This is a genomic window from Mycobacterium paraintracellulare, from assembly GCF_000276825.1.
GTDB lineage: Bacteria > Actinomycetota > Actinomycetes > Mycobacteriales > Mycobacteriaceae > Mycobacterium > Mycobacterium intracellulare.
Window position 1 is genome coordinate 98,268 of sequence record NC_016948.1, and the last position, 18,172, is coordinate 116,439.

At 66.0% G+C, this 18,172-nt stretch carries 19 protein-coding genes; 17 read left to right on the forward strand and 2 right to left on the reverse strand.

The window, feature by feature from the left end:
- Positions 1 to 353: 353 nt before the first annotated feature.
- The 4 genes from OCQ_RS00480 to OCQ_RS00495 are packed head-to-tail and all read left to right on the forward strand — an operon-like array spanning position 354 to position 3,763.
- Positions 354 to 1,742, forward strand: coding sequence for an FAD-dependent oxidoreductase (locus OCQ_RS00480; protein ID WP_014383610.1), 1,389 nt, complete (start codon positions 354 to 356; stop codon positions 1,740 to 1,742).
- Entirely contained in the window at positions 1,739 to 2,170 is a 432-nt protein-coding gene (locus OCQ_RS00485; protein ID WP_009952089.1) for an SgcJ/EcaC family oxidoreductase, read from the forward strand. Before OCQ_RS00480 ends, OCQ_RS00485 begins: the two co-directional genes overlap by 4 nt.
- Positions 2,171 to 2,225: 55 nt before the next feature.
- The gene (locus tag OCQ_RS00490; protein ID WP_014378790.1) at positions 2,226 to 2,810 is read left to right on the forward strand and encodes an arsinothricin resistance N-acetyltransferase ArsN1 family B; all 585 of its coding nucleotides are present in this window, start codon (positions 2,226 to 2,228) and stop codon (positions 2,808 to 2,810) included.
- Positions 2,807 to 3,763, forward strand: coding sequence for a dipeptidase (locus OCQ_RS00495; protein WP_014383611.1), 957 nt, complete (start codon positions 2,807 to 2,809; stop codon positions 3,761 to 3,763). Before OCQ_RS00490 ends, OCQ_RS00495 begins: the two co-directional genes overlap by 4 nt.
- A 21-nt stretch (positions 3,764 to 3,784) precedes the next feature.
- On the opposite strand, the gene OCQ_RS00500 is transcribed toward OCQ_RS00495, so the two are convergent.
- Both OCQ_RS00500 and OCQ_RS00505 read right to left on the reverse strand, forming a co-directional pair.
- Entirely contained in the window at positions 3,785 to 4,486 is a 702-nt protein-coding gene (locus OCQ_RS00500; RefSeq protein ID WP_026071081.1) for a hypothetical protein, read from the reverse strand.
- A complete protein-coding gene (locus OCQ_RS00505) occupies positions 4,486 to 5,097 on the reverse strand; it encodes a hypothetical protein (protein ID WP_009952082.1) in 612 nt (203 codons plus the stop codon). Before OCQ_RS00505 ends, OCQ_RS00500 begins: the two co-directional genes overlap by 1 nt.
- A 328-nt stretch (positions 5,098 to 5,425) precedes the next feature.
- Here OCQ_RS00505 and OCQ_RS00510 point away from each other — a divergent pair, with 328 nt between their 5' ends.
- The 13 genes from OCQ_RS00510 to OCQ_RS00570 all read left to right on the forward strand — a co-directional run bounded on the left by OCQ_RS00510 (position 5,426) and on the right by OCQ_RS00570 (position 18,139).
- Positions 5,426 to 6,295: an MlaE family ABC transporter permease gene (locus OCQ_RS00510; protein ID WP_008262772.1), complete on the forward strand. Its 870-nt coding sequence runs from the start codon at positions 5,426 to 5,428 to the stop codon at positions 6,293 to 6,295.
- Position 6,296: 1 nt separating this feature from the next.
- Positions 6,297 to 7,154 carry an ABC transporter permease gene (locus tag OCQ_RS00515; RefSeq protein ID WP_009952080.1) on the forward strand — a complete coding sequence of 286 codons (858 nt, stop codon included), beginning with the start codon at positions 6,297 to 6,299 and terminating at the stop codon, positions 7,152 to 7,154.
- Complete coding sequence (locus OCQ_RS00520) at positions 7,155 to 8,726, forward strand: MlaD family protein (RefSeq protein ID WP_014383612.1); 1,572 nt, start codon at positions 7,155 to 7,157, stop codon at positions 8,724 to 8,726.
- Positions 8,723 to 9,802, forward strand: coding sequence for an MlaD family protein (locus OCQ_RS00525; protein ID WP_014378794.1), 1,080 nt, complete (start codon positions 8,723 to 8,725; stop codon positions 9,800 to 9,802). The genes OCQ_RS00520 and OCQ_RS00525 overlap by 4 nt, the downstream gene beginning before the upstream one ends.
- Complete coding sequence (locus OCQ_RS00530) at positions 9,795 to 10,841, forward strand: MCE family protein (protein WP_009955638.1); 1,047 nt, start codon at positions 9,795 to 9,797, stop codon at positions 10,839 to 10,841. The genes OCQ_RS00525 and OCQ_RS00530 overlap by 8 nt, the downstream gene beginning before the upstream one ends.
- Entirely contained in the window at positions 10,838 to 11,953 is a 1,116-nt protein-coding gene (locus OCQ_RS00535; RefSeq protein ID WP_014378795.1) for an MCE family protein, read from the forward strand. The genes OCQ_RS00530 and OCQ_RS00535 overlap by 4 nt, the downstream gene beginning before the upstream one ends.
- A 2-nt stretch (positions 11,954 to 11,955) precedes the next feature.
- Positions 11,956 to 13,188, forward strand: a complete 1,233-nt coding sequence (locus OCQ_RS00540; RefSeq protein ID WP_014378796.1) for an MlaD family protein — start codon at positions 11,956 to 11,958, stop codon at positions 13,186 to 13,188.
- Positions 13,185 to 14,435, forward strand: a complete 1,251-nt coding sequence (locus tag OCQ_RS00545) for an MlaD family protein (RefSeq protein ID WP_014381598.1) — start codon at positions 13,185 to 13,187, stop codon at positions 14,433 to 14,435. Before OCQ_RS00540 ends, OCQ_RS00545 begins: the two co-directional genes overlap by 4 nt.
- 31 nt (positions 14,436 to 14,466) lie before the next feature.
- Entirely contained in the window at positions 14,467 to 15,060 is a 594-nt protein-coding gene (locus OCQ_RS00550) for a hypothetical protein (protein ID WP_014378798.1), read from the forward strand.
- Between the two features lie 12 nt (positions 15,061 to 15,072).
- On the forward strand, positions 15,073 to 15,870 hold the full coding sequence (locus tag OCQ_RS00555) for a mannan-binding family protein (RefSeq protein ID WP_014378799.1): 798 nt from the start codon (positions 15,073 to 15,075) through the stop codon (positions 15,868 to 15,870).
- A gap of 129 nt (positions 15,871 to 15,999) precedes the next feature.
- A complete protein-coding gene (locus OCQ_RS00560) occupies positions 16,000 to 17,259 on the forward strand; it encodes a TetR/AcrR family transcriptional regulator (protein ID WP_009955629.1) in 1,260 nt (419 codons plus the stop codon).
- Between the two features lie 271 nt (positions 17,260 to 17,530).
- Complete coding sequence (locus tag OCQ_RS00565) at positions 17,531 to 17,755, forward strand: hypothetical protein (RefSeq protein ID WP_014710781.1); 225 nt, start codon at positions 17,531 to 17,533, stop codon at positions 17,753 to 17,755.
- Positions 17,756 to 17,767: 12 nt separating this feature from the next.
- Positions 17,768 to 18,139 carry a hypothetical protein gene (locus OCQ_RS00570; protein WP_009955627.1) on the forward strand — a complete coding sequence of 124 codons (372 nt, stop codon included), beginning with the start codon at positions 17,768 to 17,770 and terminating at the stop codon, positions 18,137 to 18,139.
- The last annotated feature ends 33 nt before the right edge of the window (positions 18,140 to 18,172 follow it).

The following is an 18,172-nucleotide window of genomic DNA, read 5'->3' on the forward strand; positions in this document are numbered from 1 at the left end:
TCGTGATGCAGGTCAGCCGCGCCGACGCCCCACTTTAACTGCAGCGGAACAATTTCGAAAGCATGCTCGCGCATCCACGGCGGCCCTGTGGGTGGCAGCGAATCATCGGAATGGACGCCAGGAGGGCCACCCATGTCCCAAAAGCTGTGCATAGATCCAACTTTCACCGTGTTGAGGTGCGTGCCGTTGTCCGGGAGGGACTGCGATCTCCACGGATCCCGCCGGTCGGCCGTGGCGGAAGCCGTATTATCATCGCCTTAATATTCTTACCATAACCTTAGATTTGCGGTATGCTGCTGCGGCATGGGTCACACCACAAACCGTGTGGGCTCCTCTGTTCACAGGCCTGTGCCGTGAACGCCTCGCGTGAGCACGCCGTTGTGCTAGGTGCGGGGATCGCGGGTCTGCTTGCCGCGCGGGTACTTTCGGATGCCTACGACTCGGTGTGCGTCATCGAGCGTGACAAGACTCTCGGCCTTCCCATTCACCGGAAGGGTGTGCCACAAGGGCGTCACATCCACAATTTCCTGAGCCGCGGCACGCAGGTGCTCGCCGAACTGTTTCCCGGGCTGATTGACGAGCTGGGCGCCGCCGGTGCGGTTGTCATCGACGACGGCGACTTGTCGCGGCTTTATGTGCGGGCGGGCCGCTACGAGCTCCAACGTGCGGGCACGTTGACTGATCCCACGGCGGTGACGTTGTGGCTGGCGACGCGACCTTTTGTGGAGTCCCATGTGCATCGACGCGTCGCGAATCTGCCCAACGTGCGGTTTCTCGAGGGCCATGAGGTGATCGAGCCGCTCACCGAGGCAAATGCCATTGCCGGCGTGCGAATAGTGCAGCACGACAACGGCACGCCGGGGGACCTGGCCGCCGATCTGCTCGTCGACGCGATGGGCCGGTCCGCCCGCACCCCGGCGTTTTTAGAGGGGATGGGCTACGGACGCCCGCCCGAGACGCGCTCCACCGCCATGCTGGGCTATTCCAGCCAACTGCTGAGCATCCCTAACGGATGCATCAACGAGCAGATGGTCGTGTTCAACCTCGGGCTCCGTGGCAAGCCCGGCGGGCTGCTGCTGGCCTGCGAGAACGACACCTGGATGTTCGCGGTCGCCCGCACCATCGACACGGGCGGGGCGCCACCCGATTTCGCCACCATGCTTGCGCTGGCCGAGGGTGCATTGCCCCCGGAAATCATGGACGGGCTACGCCGCGCGCACCCGCTCGCGGACATTGCCACCTTCCGCAATCCCGCGGCGGTTTGGCGGCGCTACGACCACATGACGAGACTCCCCCGCGGACTGCTCGTCATCGGCGATGCGCTCTGCAGCCCTAACCCGGTGTACGGGCAAGGCATGACAATGGCGGCGCAGCAAGCGCTGGCACTGCGTGACTGCCTACGCGGCGGCGACGCCGACTTGGCCCAGCGCTTCTTCCTCATGGCGGCACGCGGCATCCGGCCGACATGGGCGATGAATCAGGCCAACGACCGCAACCGGTCGTCGAACCGCAAGCCTTCCCTGCAACGGCGGCTGCGGGGCCGTCTGGTCGGGGCGATGCTGAACGCCGCCGGCGACGACACCGCGGTCACCGAACGCCTGCTGCGGGTCACTCACCTCGTCGACCCACCGGTGCGGCTGCAGGACCCCACGTTGTTGTCTCGCGTCCTTCGAGCCAACTTGCGGCAACGATTCCGACGGGCGCAGCAGCATCGACACCATCGATTGCGGGAGGCATTGTGACGACCGGTGAGCGGCGGGCCGACGAAGACGCGATCCGCGGGCTGATCGATCAGCAGGTAAGGGGTTGGGCGGCAGGCGATCCCGACGCCTACGCCAGTGTCTTCACCGCGGATGCGGACTACGTCACCTTTCTGGGCGCCCACCATACGGGCCGCGACGCGATTGCGGCGTCGTACGCCCCGCTGTTCCGCAAGCTCCTCAAGGGCACCCGGCTACGGATCGACGTCGCCCAGCTCCGGTTTCTCACACCCGACGTGGCGCTGATTCACGCGAACGCGACGGTGGTGAGGCGGCGACGCAACCGGCGCAATGCCCGGGTGAACACCAGTGTCGCCGTGCGGACCGACGGGCGCTGGTTGCTCGCGTCTTCGCAAAACACCACGCATCGCCCGTTCGCAGAAGCCCTTATGGCCAGGTTCTTTTCCTGAAGGCCGCGACCATCGGCCGTCGTGCGGCTAGCCTTCTGTGGTCGTGAGGCTAAGAATGGCCACGCCCGAGGACGCGGGCGCCATCGTGGACATCTATCTGCCGTATGTGCGGGACACGGCCGTGTCCTTCGAGACGGTCGCCCCGAGCGTTCAGGAGATGCGGTCGAGGATGACCACCACGCTGGCAACGCTGCCCTGGCTGGTCGTCGCGGACAGTCGAGGCCCCAAGGGATACGCCTACGCAAGCCCACACCGGGCACGGGACGCCTACCGTTGGTGCGTCGATGTTTCGGTGTACCTCGACACATCCGTTCAGGGCCGGGGACATGGCCGCCGAATTTACACGGCGCTGCTGAATGTGCTTGCCGCACAGGGGCACATCAATGCCTATGCCGGCATCACGCTTCCCAACGCTGCCAGTGTCGGTCTGCACGAAGCCTTGGGCTTCACCCCGGTCGGCGTCTTTCGCGACGTGGGCTTCAAGCGACAAAGATGGTGGGATGTCGGCTGGTGGCATCGTCGCTTGGCCGACCCGCCCGCGTCCCCGCGCGAACCGAGGCCCTGGCCCGAACTGGCCGATCGGGCCGTCGACTCCGCGCTCGAGGGTAACGGCTCGCCTCAGGAGAGTTCACCACCATGACCGCCCTGTTGTGGGACCAGCACACGTGCCTGCCGCTCGCCACCGACGCCGACATCGAACCGTTGAATCGTTACCAATTCGCCGGTGGCACGGTGCTTTCGGTCAACGCGGGATATTCACCACACAGCTTCAGCGACGCCGTGGCGCTGCTGGATCACTATCGTGCCGCGATCGACGACCACCCCGGCCTGGAATTGGCGGCCACCCTCGGTGAGGTAGACGCGGCGACCCAAGCCGGGCGCATCGCGGTCGTCTTCGACCTGGAAGATTCACGCCCGCTTGACGACGACCTGGAGAATCTGCGGAGGCTGGCGAACCTGGGAGTGCGCACCCTGTTGCCGACCTATAACAACGCCAACCGCGCGGGCAGCGGCTGCCTCGACCGCACCGACGGCGGCCTCACCGCCTGGGGCCGTGCGATCGTCGCGGAACTGAACACGGTCGGCATCGTTCCCGACGGGTCTCACTGCAGTGCGCGCACCGGTCTCGACATGTGCGAGGTATCGACCGGCCCGGTCATTTACAGCCACTCATGCATGCGCGCGTTGTGGGACCATCCCCGCAACATCACCGACGATCAGGCCAGGGCCTGCGCGCAGACGGGCGGTGTCATCGGCATCACCGGCGTCGGCATCTTCCTCGGACCCAACACGCCCACGCTGGAAGCGATGACACGGCACCTCGAATACGCCGTCGACCTCGTCGGCATCGAGCACGTCGGTATCAGCACCGACTTCTGTTTCGACGCCGCCGATTTCGCCAACGAGCTGCGCCGCAATCCCCACCTGTTCGACGCCAGCTACACCCGCTGGGGCCCGATCCAGTGGGTGCCGCCGGAAACCTTTGTGACACTCGGTGAGCACCTGCGGGGAAGGGGATGGAACGGTCGTGACATCCACGCGGTCCTCGGTGGCAACTTCTATCGGGTGGCCAAACAAGCCTGGCGCGCCTGAACAGGCCACCGGCGCATCACTTCACGGCAGTTCGACCTTGCTGGCCAGCCATCGGCCGTCCACCTTTTCCATCGTCATCTTTACCCTGCTGCGGTCCAGCTGAGGTGCCGGCGCCGCACCGTTGCTCACCGACTGATCCACGAACAGCACGACGTCCACCTTGTCCTCGGTCGCCGACTGGACCGCCGCGTCGACGACGTTGCCGTGCGCCGCCGCCTTGTTGTCGATGAGCGTTTGGCGCAGCTGGGCGCTGGATTTCGTGTACATGTCCTTGAACTCGCCGGTCGAGCCGTCGAGGACTTCGGCGAAGTTCTTGTCGATCGCGTTGGTGTCCACGCTGGTCAGCGCGAGGATGTATTTCTTTGCCGCAGTGAGTGCTTGGGCCGCCGCCACGTCCTTCTGGTGATGCTGGAACAGCAACCAGCCCTCGTATCCGGCGCCGGCGAGTACGACCGCCAGAATCAGAGCGGCCGCCCAACGAGCGACGTTGACGCGCCGGCCCTTTCGCTTGCTCGGACGCTGATCGTCTTCCCCGTCGGCAGAGCCCTCACCGGGGTCCGTGTCCGGGGAGGCGTCGGCCGGTGGACGGCTGACGTCGTCGTCCTCGGCCTCCGCCGCTTCCGTGTCTTCGGCAACTTCTGTGCCTTCTGCGGCGATGCGGAAGCGACTCACCAACCACGTCCGTGGGTTGCCGACTGTTCGTAGCGATGGGCGATGGTTCATCAGTTACATGCGCCGGAGTCACGCAGCGCGTTCGCCCAGCCGATGGCCGAGACGATATTCGCGTGGGTGACGCCCGACGGATCCTTTCTCTTGATGCTGTCGCTGATCCGGGACAACTGAAATGCCAAGTGGACCATGGATTCCCCGCCGTATAACGGCGAATAGGGGCCGAAGTTGTCGGGTTCGTTGGTGATGATCAGTGGCTTCACCCGCGGGCCCAGAAAGGCCGTCGACCGATCGATGTTGGCGACAACGGCATCGGCGTTCCGCTGCATGCCGCCGGTCGTGTAGTCGTCATGGTGGTCACCGAGGTGGCGATTGAAGTCGTTGATCTGGCCCATCAACGGATCGAATTGGGACTTGAACCATTGGCAGGAGTCGGACATTCCGCCGATCATCTCGGGGGTCACCCGAGAGGTGAACGTGTTGTAGGGCCAGACGTCGAAGTTCGGTGACCAATCGCTGGGCGCGGGCGTGAACGCCGGCTGCGGTGGGGGAGGTTCACCCGGATCGGCGTAGGCGGTGCCGGAAAGCACGACGGCGGTCGCGAGCAGCGCCTGGCCGGCACACACGATGCCTCCGCCCGCCTGTCGCAACCTCGCCAGAATCATCCGCGCCTTCCCCGAGAACACGATAACTCGCGACCGCTCTAACCAACCATTTAGTCGACAAATGTCCAGTAACATCTGTGGCCTGGAACGGGATCTTCTCGCGAAGTCGGCGTCGCGTCAAGGACCCGCTGGCAGGCGAAGATGCGAAGTGACCACGGGTCATAGCGGCACCAGGCGGGGCAATTGAGCGCCAAATCTGCACAAAGTGCAAAGTGAGATCTTTCGCATAGCCTGAATAGCGGTTAACATAGCCGCCCGTGGGGGCACAGCAAAGGTTCACCGATGAACAGCCGTACCGGCGAGTGACCGCGCCGAGGCGCATCCGGCGATGACCGCCCAGGACGATCGCCCGCTCACCGAGGATCGGGCGCCCGACAGTGTGGCCACCATCCAGGAGTGGTCCGCGGGCTATGTGGTGCGGCACCCCCTCGCCTCGCTGAACACACTGGGCGAGCAGTACATCCTCGCGGTCCGCACGGTCGAGTACTGCATGGTCGACCTGTTCACCGGCCGCTTCCAGTGGGCGGAGTTCGTGCGGCAGGGGGCCTTCATGGCGGCGACCGCCGTGCTGCCCACGGTCCTGGTGGCGCTGCCCATCGGGGTGACGCTGTCCATCCAGTTCGCCCTGCTGGCCAACCAGGTCGGCGCGACCTCGCTGGCGGGCGCCGCCAGTGGGCTCGCCGTGATCCGTCAGGCCGCCTCGCTGGTGGCCGCGGTGCTGATGGCATCGGCCGTCGGGTCCGCCATCACCGCGGACCTCGGGTCTCGGACCATGCGCGAAGAAACCGACGCCATGGAGGTCATGGGGGTCTCGGTAATCCGCCGCCTGGTCGTCCCTCGCTTCGCCGCCGCCATCATGGTCGGCGTGGCGCTGACCGGAATCACCTGCTTCGTCGGCTTTTTGGCCAGTTATCTGTTCAACGTCTACTTCCAACGCGGCGCACCGGGAAGTTTCGTGGCGACGTTTTCGTCGTTCGCCACCACGGAGGACATGATCGTCGCGCTGCTCAAGGCCGTGATCTACGGAGCCATCGTGGCGGTAATCGCCTGCCAAAAAGGGCTTTTCACCAAGGGCGGGCCGGCGGGCGTGGCCAACTCGGTGAACGCGGCCGTGGTGGAGTCGATTTTGGTGCTGATGATCGTCAACGTCGGGATCAGCCAGTTGTACAACACGCTGTTCCCCAGGACGGGACTGTGAAATGACGGCCTCCGCATACGTTCCCGGACTCGCACGACCGTTCATCGGCGCGTACCGGGTCGCGGCCGCACCTACCATGCGGCTGGGACACATGCTGGTCTTCTTCGTCCGTGCCGTGCTCGCGGTGCCGATCGTGCTTCGGCAATACCGCACGGAATTCCTACGATTGCTGTCGAACATCGCCTGGGGCAACGGCTCGATCGTGGTCGGCGGCGGCACCGCCGGCGTCGCGGTGGTCCTCGGCTTCACCGCCGGCGCACTGGTGGCCGTGGAGGGATACAACTTTCTCAACCTGCTCGGCCTCGGCCCCGCCACCGGGATCATCTCGTCACTGGTCAACACCCGCGAACTGGCGCCCATCATGGCCTCCCTGGCGTTCGCGATGCAGGCCGGCTGCCGGTTCACCGCCCAACTCGGCGCCATGCGCATCGCCGAAGAGATCGACGCCCTGGAATCCCTGGCGATACGCCCCATCCCGTTCCTGGTCACGACGAGGCTGATGGCCTCCGTCATCGCCGTCATCCCGCTCTACATCGCCTGCCTCGCCGTCACCTACCTCACGTGCCAGGTGGTCGCCAACATCATCAGCGGCGGATCGATCGGCCCGTACCTGCACTACTTCACCATGATGCTCAGCACCAAGGACATCGCCTACTCGGTACTCAAATGCGTTGTCTTCGTGTGGCTTTCCTCCACCGTGCAGTGTTACTACGGGTTCTACGCCGCGGGCGGACCCGAGGGCGTGGGCGTCGCGGCCGGCCATGCCATGCGGGCGAGCATCACCGTCGTGATCATGGTCAACATGTTGCTCACGATGGCGCTGTGGAGCATCGACGCCGGCGCGAGATTCGGTGGCTGAATGGCCAATTCGCTAGATTTCGACGGGCGGGGCCCCACCGACCAACAGCTGGTGGCCCTGGGCGCGACGGTGCTGCTGATCGCGGGACTGATCACGGGAAGCCTGCTGCTGAAGTCCACCGGCCGGCTCAACGACTACATCCGCGTGGTCGCCGAGCTGACGAACGTGGGCGATGGGCTGCCGGCGCGGTCCGATGTCAAATACCACGGGCTGCTCGTCGGCGCCGTCGACAACGTCGTCCCGGCGGCCTACGGCAAGCCGAACTACGTGCACATCAACCTCAAACCCGAATACGCCAAGGACATCCCGAGCGCGGTGACCGCGCGCGTGGTGCCCAGCAACGTGTTCGCGGTCTCGTCGGTGCAACTCGTCGACGGCGCCCCGAGCCCGAGCATCCGCAACGGGACGCGCATCCCCGAGGACCTGCAGCTGTCGACGGTGATCTTCCAGACCACGATCAGCAAGCTACGCGACATCCTGGCCGCGACCGGCCGGGGCCGCGAAGACCACAGTGTCGGCATCCTGGCCGCCGTCGCGGCCGCCACCAACAACCGGCGCGGCACCTTGCTCAACGCCGGCGCGCAGCTGACCCGGGTGCTCGACGAGCTCAATGCCATCGTGACCACCTACCCCGGCCCGTCCACGGTCTCCGCGCTGCTGGACGCCACCCGCGGCCTGCAGGCCACCGCGCCCGACCTCCTCGACGTCTTGCACGACGCGGTCAAACCGATGCAAACCCTGGCCGAAAAGCACGAGCAATTCCGGTCTCTGGTCACCGGCTCGCGCCACACCTTCGGCGTGAACCGGCAAGCGTTCGACAACCACACCGACCAGCTGATCGAGATGAGCCAGAACCTCACGCCCGCCCTCGGCGTGTTCGCCCTGAACAGCGACAAATTCGTCCCCATCTTCACTCGGCTGAACCGGCTGTCCGACAAGTTCTTCGAAGAGGTGTGGGACCCGGAAATGGACACCGGGAACATGCGAGTCAATCTGGCGCTCACCCCGACCTACACCTACACCCGCGCCGATTGCCCGCGGTATGGTCAGTTGCTCGGGCCGAGCTGCTACACCGCCCCGACCATCGCGGTGCGCCCGGACCTGCCCGAGGTGTTGTTGCCGCAGAACTACCACGCGCCAGCGGATTTGGCGCCGCCCCCGGGCACGCAGATCGGACCCGATGGCAACCTCACCGCGGTGGGCCCGCCCCTGTTCAACCCGAATCCCAGCCTGGAAGACCCCAACCCGCCGTTGCCGTGGTGGCCGTGGCAGATCGGCCCGACACCCCGCGTCCCGGGGACCGCCGACCCCGACGACGCGCCGCCGGCACCGGCGCCGGGACCGCCTCCCCCGAGTCCGGGCCCGCCCGACGCGGCCGCGCCGGCGGCCTACGGCGGCAACGTCGGCCCGGTGGGCAGCCAACACGAACGTGACCAACTCGGCGCGATCACCGGCCAGGGTCGTCCGGCGTCGGTGGCGACGCAACTGCTGCTGGGCCCGGTGGCGCGCGGCGCCACGGTCTCCCTGAAACCACGGCAACCGCAGCCGGCGCCGGGTGGTGAGCCGAAATGAAGGTACGCGGACCGCTGATCGGGCTGTCGCTGTTCATGGCGATCGCCATCGCCGTGACGTGGATGGTGTACGCCACCCTGCGGCGCGACGTGGCTGGGCCGACCACGCGGTACGCGGCGATGTTCACCGACGTGTATGGACTACGCATCGGTGACGACGTCCGCATGGCCGGCGTGCGGGTGGGCCGCGTCGAAAACATCGAACTGGCCGGCAAATTGGCGAAGGCCTCGTTCATCGTCGAGAACGACCAGCACCTGTACGGCAACACGGTCGCATCGGTGACCTACCAGAACATCATCGGGCAGCGGTATCTGGGGTTGTCGCTCGGCGAAACCGGCAGCAGGGGAACGCTTTCGGCGGGCAGCGTGATACCGGTGCAGCAGACCGACCCCTCCTTTGACGTCGGCAAGCTGCTCAACGGTTTCGAGCCGCTGTTCACCCTGCTCAACCCCAAAGACGCCGACGACCTGACCAAGGGGGTCCTGCAGTCGCTGCAAGGCGACCAGGCGTCCATTCCGCTGCTGGTGCAGCAGACCTCGACGATCACGCGGACGCTGTCGGCGCGCGACCAGTCGTTGGGCGACCTCATCAGCAATCTCACCAAGGTCACCGACACCGTCGCGCGGCAAAACGACGACCTCGACCACGCCCTCGATCAAACCCGCTCCGCGGTAGCCAATTTCGATGCCCGCCGCCCGGCGCTGCAGGACTCGGTGGGTTCGATCGCCCGGGTTACCCGCCGCCTCGCGGCGATCGCCGACGACGTCGACCCGTCATTGAACCAGCTGATCACCCGGGAGCCGGGATTCAGCAAGCACCTGGCCGGAATCGAGCCCCAGCTGGCGTTCACCGGTGACAACCTCCCCCTATTGCTCAAGGGTTTCGCGCGGGCGCTCAGCGAGGGTTCCTACGGCAACGCCTACGCGTGTGACCTGAACGCGACGGGCTTCTTCCCCGGGCTCAACGACATCACCACGTTCATCGTCAACGCGGCCACGCCCGGAAACGCGTATCCGATCACCACGAAGAACATGGGGTGGCACACCCCGCGATGCAGGAACATGGCCAATGGCTGACGCACTGAGAACCCGATGGCTGCGCTGGCGACCGCTCGAGTCCTACAACAGGACCTGGCTCGGGCTGGGCGGGCTGGCGGTGGTCGCGGTCCTCGTCGCGGTGTCGCTGGGGATCAAGCTTCTCGGCGTCGGTTACACCCATTACACCGCCGAATTCCTGCAAGCCGCCACGCTGCGGCCCGGAAACCCCATCACCATCGCCGGGATCGAGGTCGGGCACGTCACCAGCATGAAACTCGACGGCGATCACGTCGAAGCGGGCTTGAGCGTGCGGGACAACGTCGCGCTGGGCAAGGACACCCGGGCGGTCATCAAGGTGATGACCATCCTTGGATCGCGCTATCTGGAGCTGGTGCCCGACGGCCCGGGATCGATTCCGGGCAAGACGATCACCCTGTCCCACACGGCGGTGCCCTACGACCTGCAGTCTCTGCTCGAAGACGCCACCACCACATTCGAGCAGGTCGATTCCGACCAGTTCGCGCAGTCGCTCGCCGTGCTGGGCAAGCAACTGGGCGGGGTGCCCCCGCTGGTTCCGCAGGCGGTCGCGAACCTGCAGACGTTGTCGACGATCACCGCCGACCGCCGGGGACAGCTCGGCACGCTGCTGAAAAGCACTCAGCGAGTGGTCAATACGCTGCGGCGCCAGCAGACCAACATCGGGCATCTGATGGATCAAGGGCAGGACCTGCTCGGCCACCTGGTGGCCCGCCAGGCCACCTTCCACGCCATGTTCGCGGCGCTGACCGAGCTGGTCGATCAGCTCGACAAGGTCGTCGTCACCAACCGCCCCATGCTCGACGAATTGTTCGTCAACCTGCATGACCTGACGAACATGATCGGCCAGCACGACGACTTGGTGCGCAACACGCTGCAGGTCGCCCCGGTGGCGCTGCGGGGCTTGACGAACGCCACCGGCTACGGTCCGGTCGTCGAATTCAACCTGCCCAACGGGCTCGCCATCGACTCGTGGATGTGCGCCATCAGTGGGCGCGCGAAGGAATTCAAGATGATCCAGTACTTCAAGGACTGCAAATGATTTCCGGTCGGCGCAGGCTCATCGCCGTCGCGGCCGTGGCAGCCGCGGCGGCGGCCGTCGCCATCGGCTTGGTAGGGCACTATGTCAAATCCCGACTAGACACGATGACCGTGATCGCTCAATTCGACAGCGCCGCCGGCCTTTACGAGGGAAACGTGGTAGCGGTGCTCGGCATGCCGGTGGGGAAGGTCAGCAAGGTCACGTCCAAAGGCAGTTACGTCGAGGCCGAGCTGACGCTGGACAAGAAGGTCAAGATCCCCGCCGCGGTCCGTGCCGTCACGATCACCACCTCGATACTCACCGACCGCCAGGTTGAATTGACCCCGCCATACCGGAGCGGACCGGTGCTCAAGAACCACGACACCATCGGACTGACCAGGACGAAGACGCCCGTGGCGTTCGACCGCGTGCTCGACATGCTCGACAAAGTCTCCAAATCGCTCAAGGGCGACGGGAAAGGCGGCGGCCCGGTCGCCGACCTGAGCGACGCGGCGGTCGCCATCACCGATGGGAACGGCAAGAAGATCCTGGCCGCCCTCGACGAGCTTTCCAAAGCGCTGCGCCTCAGCTCCGAGCGTGGCGTCACCACCCGCGAGCAACTGACCACCATCATCACCGACCTCAGCTCGATCACCGAGGCGGCCGCGCGCAACGACGCCAAGGTACGCGAGTTCGGTTCCACCACACGGCAGCTCAGCCAGATCCTGGCGGACGAGAAGTTCGGCACCGGCGCCACCGGGCGGACCATCAACCGGATACTCGAAGAAGTCACCACGCTGATCGAGAACAATCGCGACAACCTCAAGCAGGCCGTCCGCAACGGGGACACGGTCGCCAAGACGGTTGTCGCGGATCAGCGCGTCGTGGCCGAGATGCTGGACGTGCTCCCGCTGACACTGGAAAACCTGTACAACACCGTCGACCGCACCAATGGCGCGATCCGTGTGCACGGCCTGCTCGACAAGGCGCTCACCGACAGCCAGTCGGCCAAGGAGCTGTGCAATCTGATGCACCTGCGCCAATTGGGCTGCAGCACAGGGACGCTCCAGGATTACGGCCCGGACTTCGGGCTGACCTACATCCTCGACGGCCTCTCGGCGATGGGGCAGTAGCGATGACCTGGGGCAAGCACAAGGCAGCGGCGGCGGCGCTGAGCGCGGTGATGGTCAGTGCGGGCTGTGCCACCAACGGCCTGGCCAGTTTGCCGCTGCCGGCACCGGGAATCGGCGGCGGTGGATATTTGCTCAACGCCGTGTTCTCCAACGCCCTGAATCTGCCCGCCCATGCCAAGGTCAAACTCGCCGGAGCCGACGTCGGGCAACTCGAGAAGATGGTCGCGCGCAACTACACCGCGGTGACCACCCTGCGCATCATGGACGGCGTGCGCATCCCCGTCGGCAGCACCGCGGAGCTGCGATCCGCGACACCGCTCGGCGACGTGTTCGTCGCCATCAAGCCACCGACCCCGGTGGACCCGAATGCGCCGCTGCTCAAGGGCGGCGAAACCATCGGGCTGCCGGCCACCCGCGCCGCCGCCACCGTCGAGAGCGTGCTCAGCTCGGCCGCGCTGCTCGTCAACGGCGGTGCGGTCCGCAACTTCACCAACATCGTCAACGGCGCCGGGAAGGCGACAGGCGACCAGGGACGCGCGTTCGGCGACCTGATCAACCGGACCAATCTATTGCTGGGCAAGCTCAACGCCCGATCGGAGCAGATCGACGCGGCGGTGACCGAGACGGCGGGCCTGGCCGATCGCCTGGATGAGAAGAACCAGGCGATCACCGAGGTCTTGCAGGCCGTCGGCCCGGCCACGAACGTGTTGTCCAGCAACGCCGATGAAATCGCCGACGTGGTCGACGAACTCGGCGCCACGACCCGGCAGCTCTCCAAATTCCCCTCCATCGCCGGCACCGACAAGACAGGCCGCAGCGTCATCAAGGACGCCAACACCATCGCCGCCGCCTGGAACGACGTGGTGCTGAGCCCCGATACCAGCCTCGCCGCGCTGAACCGGCTGATCCCGCCGTTCGTGAAAACCACGTCCAGCGACGCCATTTCGGTACGCGGAAGCTTCGACCGGCTGGTCATGGGATCGCGACCCGGTACCGGGGCGGAGACCGGGGGGTTCAAGGGCGACCCGGCATTTCACGGACCCATGCGCCGCGACTGGAACTACATGATCGGCTCCATCAAGTACGTGCTGTGGCGCCTGCAGGAACGCGTCGTGGGTCGCGGGCCGCAAACGCCGATGGGCCAGACCCCGTGGACGCCGAGCGGTCCGCCCCTCCCCCCGGCGCCCGGGGGAGAAGCGCCGCCCGATCCCATCAACCCGGAGCCACCGCGATGATCGACACCCTCGCTCGAATCATCGTCGCCGCGGTCCGAGCCGGCCACCGCCAGCGCGCCTGGCTGTCCGGCCTCGCCTTGGTGCTCACCCTCGTGGTCGGCCTGGCCTACCTGGCGATCGGCGCACTGCGCATCAATCCGCTGGACTCCACCTTCCAGGTCACGATCCGGCTGCCCGAATCCGGCGGGTTGCTGGCCAACCAGGACGTCTCCGTCCGCGGGATCCGGGTCGGGCGGATTCAGTCGCTGCGACCCACACCCACCGGTGTCGAGGTGATCGCAAACATCAACGCGAACACCAAGATTCCCGCTGTCAGCCCGGTGCGGGTGTCCGGACTCTCGCCCGCCGGCGAACAGTACATCGATTTCGAGCCCGCCTCCAACAGCGGACCGTTCCTGTCGAACGGCAGCGTGATCGGCCCACAGCGGACCACGACTCCCATCCCGCTGTCCCAGGTGCTGGCCGACGCCGATGGGATGCTCGCCCAAGCCGACCCGAAGAAGCTCGAAATCGTGAAGCGCGAACTGAGTTTGAGCAAGGAGGGCCCGCAAAAGCTCACCGACATCATCGACGGTTCGACGTTCCTGCTCTCCACGATGGACCCGGTGCTGCCGCAGACCGTCAGCATGCTCAAGACCAGTCGCGTCGTCCTGACCACCCTCTCCGACAAGAATGCCGGGCTCGCGGTCGCCGCACGCAATGTCGGCGACCTCATGACCGGTGTGAACAAAATGGACCGCGGCTATCGCAAATTCGTCGACCAGACACCGCACGCGATGTCGTCGGTGGACAACCTGTTCGACGACAACTCCGACACCATGGTCGGGCTGCTGGCCAACCTGGTGACCACCGCGCGGATCATCTATGTCCGGGTTCCTGCCTTGAACGCGGTCTTCCCGAACTACCGGGGGTCCACGCTCGAGGCCCTGATGACGACCATGCACGAGCACGGGCTGTGGGCGACCGCCGACATCTACCCGCGCTACACCTGTGACTACGGCACCCCGCGCCGGCCGTCGTCGTCGGCGGACTACCCCGAACCGTTCCTGTACACCTATTGCCGCGACGACGATCCCCAGGTGTTGATCCGCGGCGCCAAGAACGCCCCCCGGCCGGGCGGCGACGACACCGCGGGCCCCCCGGCCGGCGCCGACCTCGGCCAAACCGCGGATCCAACGCCCAAGGGCCGGTTCACCATTCCCACGCCGTACGGCGGACCGGTGCTGCCGATCGAACCACCCCACTGACCTACCGACGCCCAGACCTCGAGGAGAAACCGTGACCGTGACCGCCGACCAAGAATGCGACACCACCGAGGACATCGAGAAGCCGCCCGACGACGGCGAAGACGCGTCGGATGCCGGGGAGAAGGGCCCGAAAACCGCGGCGCGCCAGTGGAAAAGGTACGCCGGCGTCGCCGTGGTGGCCGCCGTCTACCTGGGCGCATTCGGCCTTGCGGGCGGGCTGGGCTGGAAGCTGTGGGATGAGCACACGGTGACTCAGGCCGGGCAGGCGGCCCAGCGAACCGCGATCGATTATGCCCAGGTGCTGACCAGCATCGACTCCAACCAGGTCGACCAGAACTTCTCCGCCGTACTCGACGGCGCCACAGGGGAATTCAAGGACACCTACACCAAGGCCAGCGTGCAGCTTCGGCAGCTGCTGGTCGACAACAAGGCCACCGCGCACGGCACGGTCGTCGACTCCGCGATCGAATCCCTGAGCAAAACCAGGGTGGTGGTGTTGTTGATGGTCGACCAGACGGTCAGCAATGCCGTGCGTCCCGACGGCCGCGTCGACCGGAGTCGGATGAAGATCACGATGGACAATGTCGGCGGCCATTGGCTGGCCAGCAAAGTCGAACTCCCCTAGGGCGTTTCGGTCATGCGGATTATCCGGCTCTCGGCCAGTGTCGCGGCGGTGGCCGCGGCGGTGGCCACGGCGGTGTTGACCGCGCCGCCGGCGTCGGCGTCGGCGCAGTCGTTTTGCGGCGACCTCGGCGGCGACTGGGACGGACAGTACTGCCACGCCTCGGTGACATCCGAGCGAAAAGCCGTGCGCGACATCAAGATGGCCCTGCCGGGCGATCTGGTCGAAAACCCGACCAGCGGCCCCGCGATCCGCGAGTACCTGCACACCCTGATGAACAACTGGCGCGCGAAGGGCGCCTCGATGGTCCAAGACAGCTGGGGCGAGGAGAACTTCCAAGTCTTCTCGCATGGGCGCGCGCTCAGCGTGGCCTTCCACGAGGACTACCACGCCGACGGGCCGTCGTTCAACAACGCCTATCGCACGTTCACCTTCGACATGGCGTCCGGACGGCCGCTGCAGCTGGCTGACATCACCAAACCCGGTGTCGCCCCGCTGACCGCTATCCCTCCGTTGGCCGAACCCTTCATTCAGGAGGCGCTCGACCGCGCCGCGTGGCAACACACCCCGGGGACATATCCGTTCACCGTCGACCGCTGGACACCGGACAACGTGTTCTCCGGGGGCTACAAGGCGTGGGCGCTCACGCCCGACGAGCTGATTCTCTACATGCCGGACTACCCGGTCGGGCACGACTCCCCGATCCAGTACGGGCAGTCCCAGCAATGGTTTATGGACGGAGGCACCGTTGAGCCACACATCCCGCTCAGCGCGCTCAGCCCGGTGCTGCGGCCGGAATTCGGCGGGGCGTAACGGGGTTAGACGTCCAATGACCTCGCGTACGACGCTGCGCCCGGCCGGGCGGCCCCACCTTGCCGTCCCCACAAAACCGGCGGTCCACCGATCGCCCGATCAGCCGCCGCTGCGGCTACGGTGATCTGTATGCCATCGGCTAGCCGCTCGTCTGCGGATCACGTCAAGCGGCGCCCGAAGGACCGCAAGATCCAGATCGCCCGCGCCGCCACCGATGCCTTCAGCGAGCTCGGCTACCACGCCGTCAGCATGGAGAACATCGCGGCGAGGGTCGGGATTTCCGCGGCCGCGCTGTACCGGCATTCGCAAGGCAAATACGACCTGTTCCGCGATGTCGTCTTGGCGCTGGGCCAGCAACTGGTCGACGCGACGGCGTTCGCCGACGACGTGCCCGCCGACGCCGATCCCGAAAAGGTCCTCAGCGCGCTCACCCGTGCGCTGATCGACACCACCATCGTCAACCGCACCACCGGCGGGCTGTATCGGTGGGAAGGCCGCTATCTGCGCGGGGACGACCAACGCGCTTCGGCGGAGCAGATCAAGCGGATCAACCGGCGCCTGCAGCGGCCGTTGGTCAGGCTGCGCCCCAAACTCACATCGCGGCAACGCTGGTTGCTGTCGGCGGCCACGTTGAGCGTCATCGGCAGTATCACCGACCATCGGTCCCGCCTCGGCAACGCGGAGATCCGGGCAGCGCTCACCGATATCGCGACCGCGGTGTTGCACGCCGAGTTGCCGGCGCAGCACCCACGCGGCTCCGAACCGCTGCGGACGTCGACGCTGACCAGCGCCGCGGGCAGCTACGAGCTGCTGCTCCATGAGTCGATGCGCCTGTTCAACGAGCGCGGTTACCGCGAGACCGGGATGGAGGACATCGCCGCCGCGGTGGGCATACCGGTTGCCAGCATCTACCAATACTTTCCGGGGAAGGCCGCCATCTTGGCGGTCTACTACCGGCGCGCCGCCGACCAACTCTCCGGCGACCTGTCCAGCATCCTGGCCACCAGCGACGATCCGGAGCAGGCACTCGCCCGGCTCATCGACGCCTATGTGACCCGGTCCTTCGCCAACCCCGAGCTCGCGTGCGTCTATTACACCGAGCGTCACAACCTGCCCGAGTCAGATGCGGTGCTGCTCTACAACATTCAGCGCTCGACCGTCGAATCCTGGGCCCGGTTGGCCGTCGCGGCAAGACCGGAACTCACCCTGGGACGCGCGCGGTACGCCGTGCACGCCGCGTTCGCGCTCGCGGTGGACATCGGGCGACTCGTGTACCCCGACACCAGTCAGTCCGCCACACTCACGGTTCGTCGCCTGATGGAAGTGACGGTGCTGGGGCGGCCGGCCGCGTCGCCCGACGCGGTCGGCGAGATCCGACAACGTCGCTGAAAGACAATTCACTCCGAAGAACCGCGCTGCACTTGCTGTGATGCGTGCGCAGCGACCGACGAGTCGGTGGTACTGAACGTGCTGTTGCAGCAGCATATCTCCGCGTAAAGTCGCCATGCCGATCACCGCCGGCCGTTCCCCTGCACTACCAAAACGTGCGAATAGGGATTAACATATTCAGCGTCTAGTCCGCGCGCCGGAATGTGGTGGTCCTCATCGCTTGGTGTGGGCCGGCGGCAATTCCGGCGGCGCCCGCGCGAAAGGGACGCTCATGCTCGCCAGACTCCGCAAGCTCCTCGAGTATCAGTTGAGCATCGCCGAACTGCTGGGACTGGGCATCCTGCTGGGTACGCCGTACCTGATCGTCGGCGTGATCTGGTCGAGCACCCACACGGCGCATCTGCACGACATGCACGGCGTCGATTTGGTGGTGTCGTTCCTCGGCTCGATCGTGTCCTGGCCGGTGCTGCTTTTCGCCAACGTGTGCATGACCTAGGGGCTCAGGGGGATGGTCACCCGCGGACCGCTCATTGTCTTCGCGGCGGTGGTGTTCTTGGCCGGCGGACTTTTCGCGCTCCGGTTCCCGGTTTTCATCGAGGCCTACGACCAGTTCGGTTGGCAAGTCAAATGCGGCAGCGGTTTTACCACCGATCTGACCCAGGCCTCCAATGCGGAGAAGAAGCCGCCCGGCCAAAAGGCAAGCGCCGGTGCGCCGCACGCGGCGGGCAACAACTACGTGCGCCAGTGCAATAACGCGCTGATGGCCCGGCGCGCGTGGGCGATCCCCGCGGCCGCCCTCGGGGGCCTGACCCTGACCTGGGTGGCGGCCGCGGCGCTCGCCCACGATCGTCGAGCCCGCATCGAGCACAGCGAAGGCTGATCGACAATAATCGGGATCCGAAAACGCTTGGTA

Coding starts and splice junctions, on each gene's coding strand:
- OCQ_RS00495 (WP_014383611.1), top strand. CDS start 2,807: ATGACCGCCCTGTTGTGGGACCAGCACACGTGCCTGCCGCTCGCCACC.
- OCQ_RS00525 (WP_014378794.1), top strand. CDS start 8,723: ATGAAGGTACGCGGACCGCTGATCGGGCTGTCGCTGTTCATGGCGATC.
- OCQ_RS00520 (WP_014383612.1), top strand. CDS start 7,155: ATGGCCAATTCGCTAGATTTCGACGGGCGGGGCCCCACCGACCAACAG.
- OCQ_RS00510 (WP_008262772.1), top strand. CDS start 5,426: ATGACCGCCCAGGACGATCGCCCGCTCACCGAGGATCGGGCGCCCGAC.
- OCQ_RS00565 (WP_014710781.1), top strand. CDS start 17,531: ATGCTCGCCAGACTCCGCAAGCTCCTCGAGTATCAGTTGAGCATCGCC.
- OCQ_RS00505 (WP_009952082.1), bottom strand. CDS start 5,097: ATGATTCTGGCGAGGTTGCGACAGGCGGGCGGAGGCATCGTGTGTGCC.
- OCQ_RS00560 (WP_009955629.1), top strand. CDS start 16,000: ATGCCATCGGCTAGCCGCTCGTCTGCGGATCACGTCAAGCGGCGCCCG.
- OCQ_RS00500 (WP_026071081.1), bottom strand. CDS start 4,486: ATGAACCATCGCCCATCGCTACGAACAGTCGGCAACCCACGGACGTGG.
- OCQ_RS00570 (WP_009955627.1), top strand. CDS start 17,768: ATGGTCACCCGCGGACCGCTCATTGTCTTCGCGGCGGTGGTGTTCTTG.
- OCQ_RS00530 (WP_009955638.1), top strand. CDS start 9,795: ATGGCTGACGCACTGAGAACCCGATGGCTGCGCTGGCGACCGCTCGAG.
- OCQ_RS00545 (WP_014381598.1), top strand. CDS start 13,185: ATGATCGACACCCTCGCTCGAATCATCGTCGCCGCGGTCCGAGCCGGC.
- OCQ_RS00515 (WP_009952080.1), top strand. CDS start 6,297: ATGACGGCCTCCGCATACGTTCCCGGACTCGCACGACCGTTCATCGGC.
- OCQ_RS00555 (WP_014378799.1), top strand. CDS start 15,073: ATGCGGATTATCCGGCTCTCGGCCAGTGTCGCGGCGGTGGCCGCGGCG.
- OCQ_RS00535 (WP_014378795.1), top strand. CDS start 10,838: ATGATTTCCGGTCGGCGCAGGCTCATCGCCGTCGCGGCCGTGGCAGCC.
- OCQ_RS00540 (WP_014378796.1), top strand. CDS start 11,956: ATGACCTGGGGCAAGCACAAGGCAGCGGCGGCGGCGCTGAGCGCGGTG.
- OCQ_RS00490 (WP_014378790.1), top strand. CDS start 2,226: ATGGCCACGCCCGAGGACGCGGGCGCCATCGTGGACATCTATCTGCCG.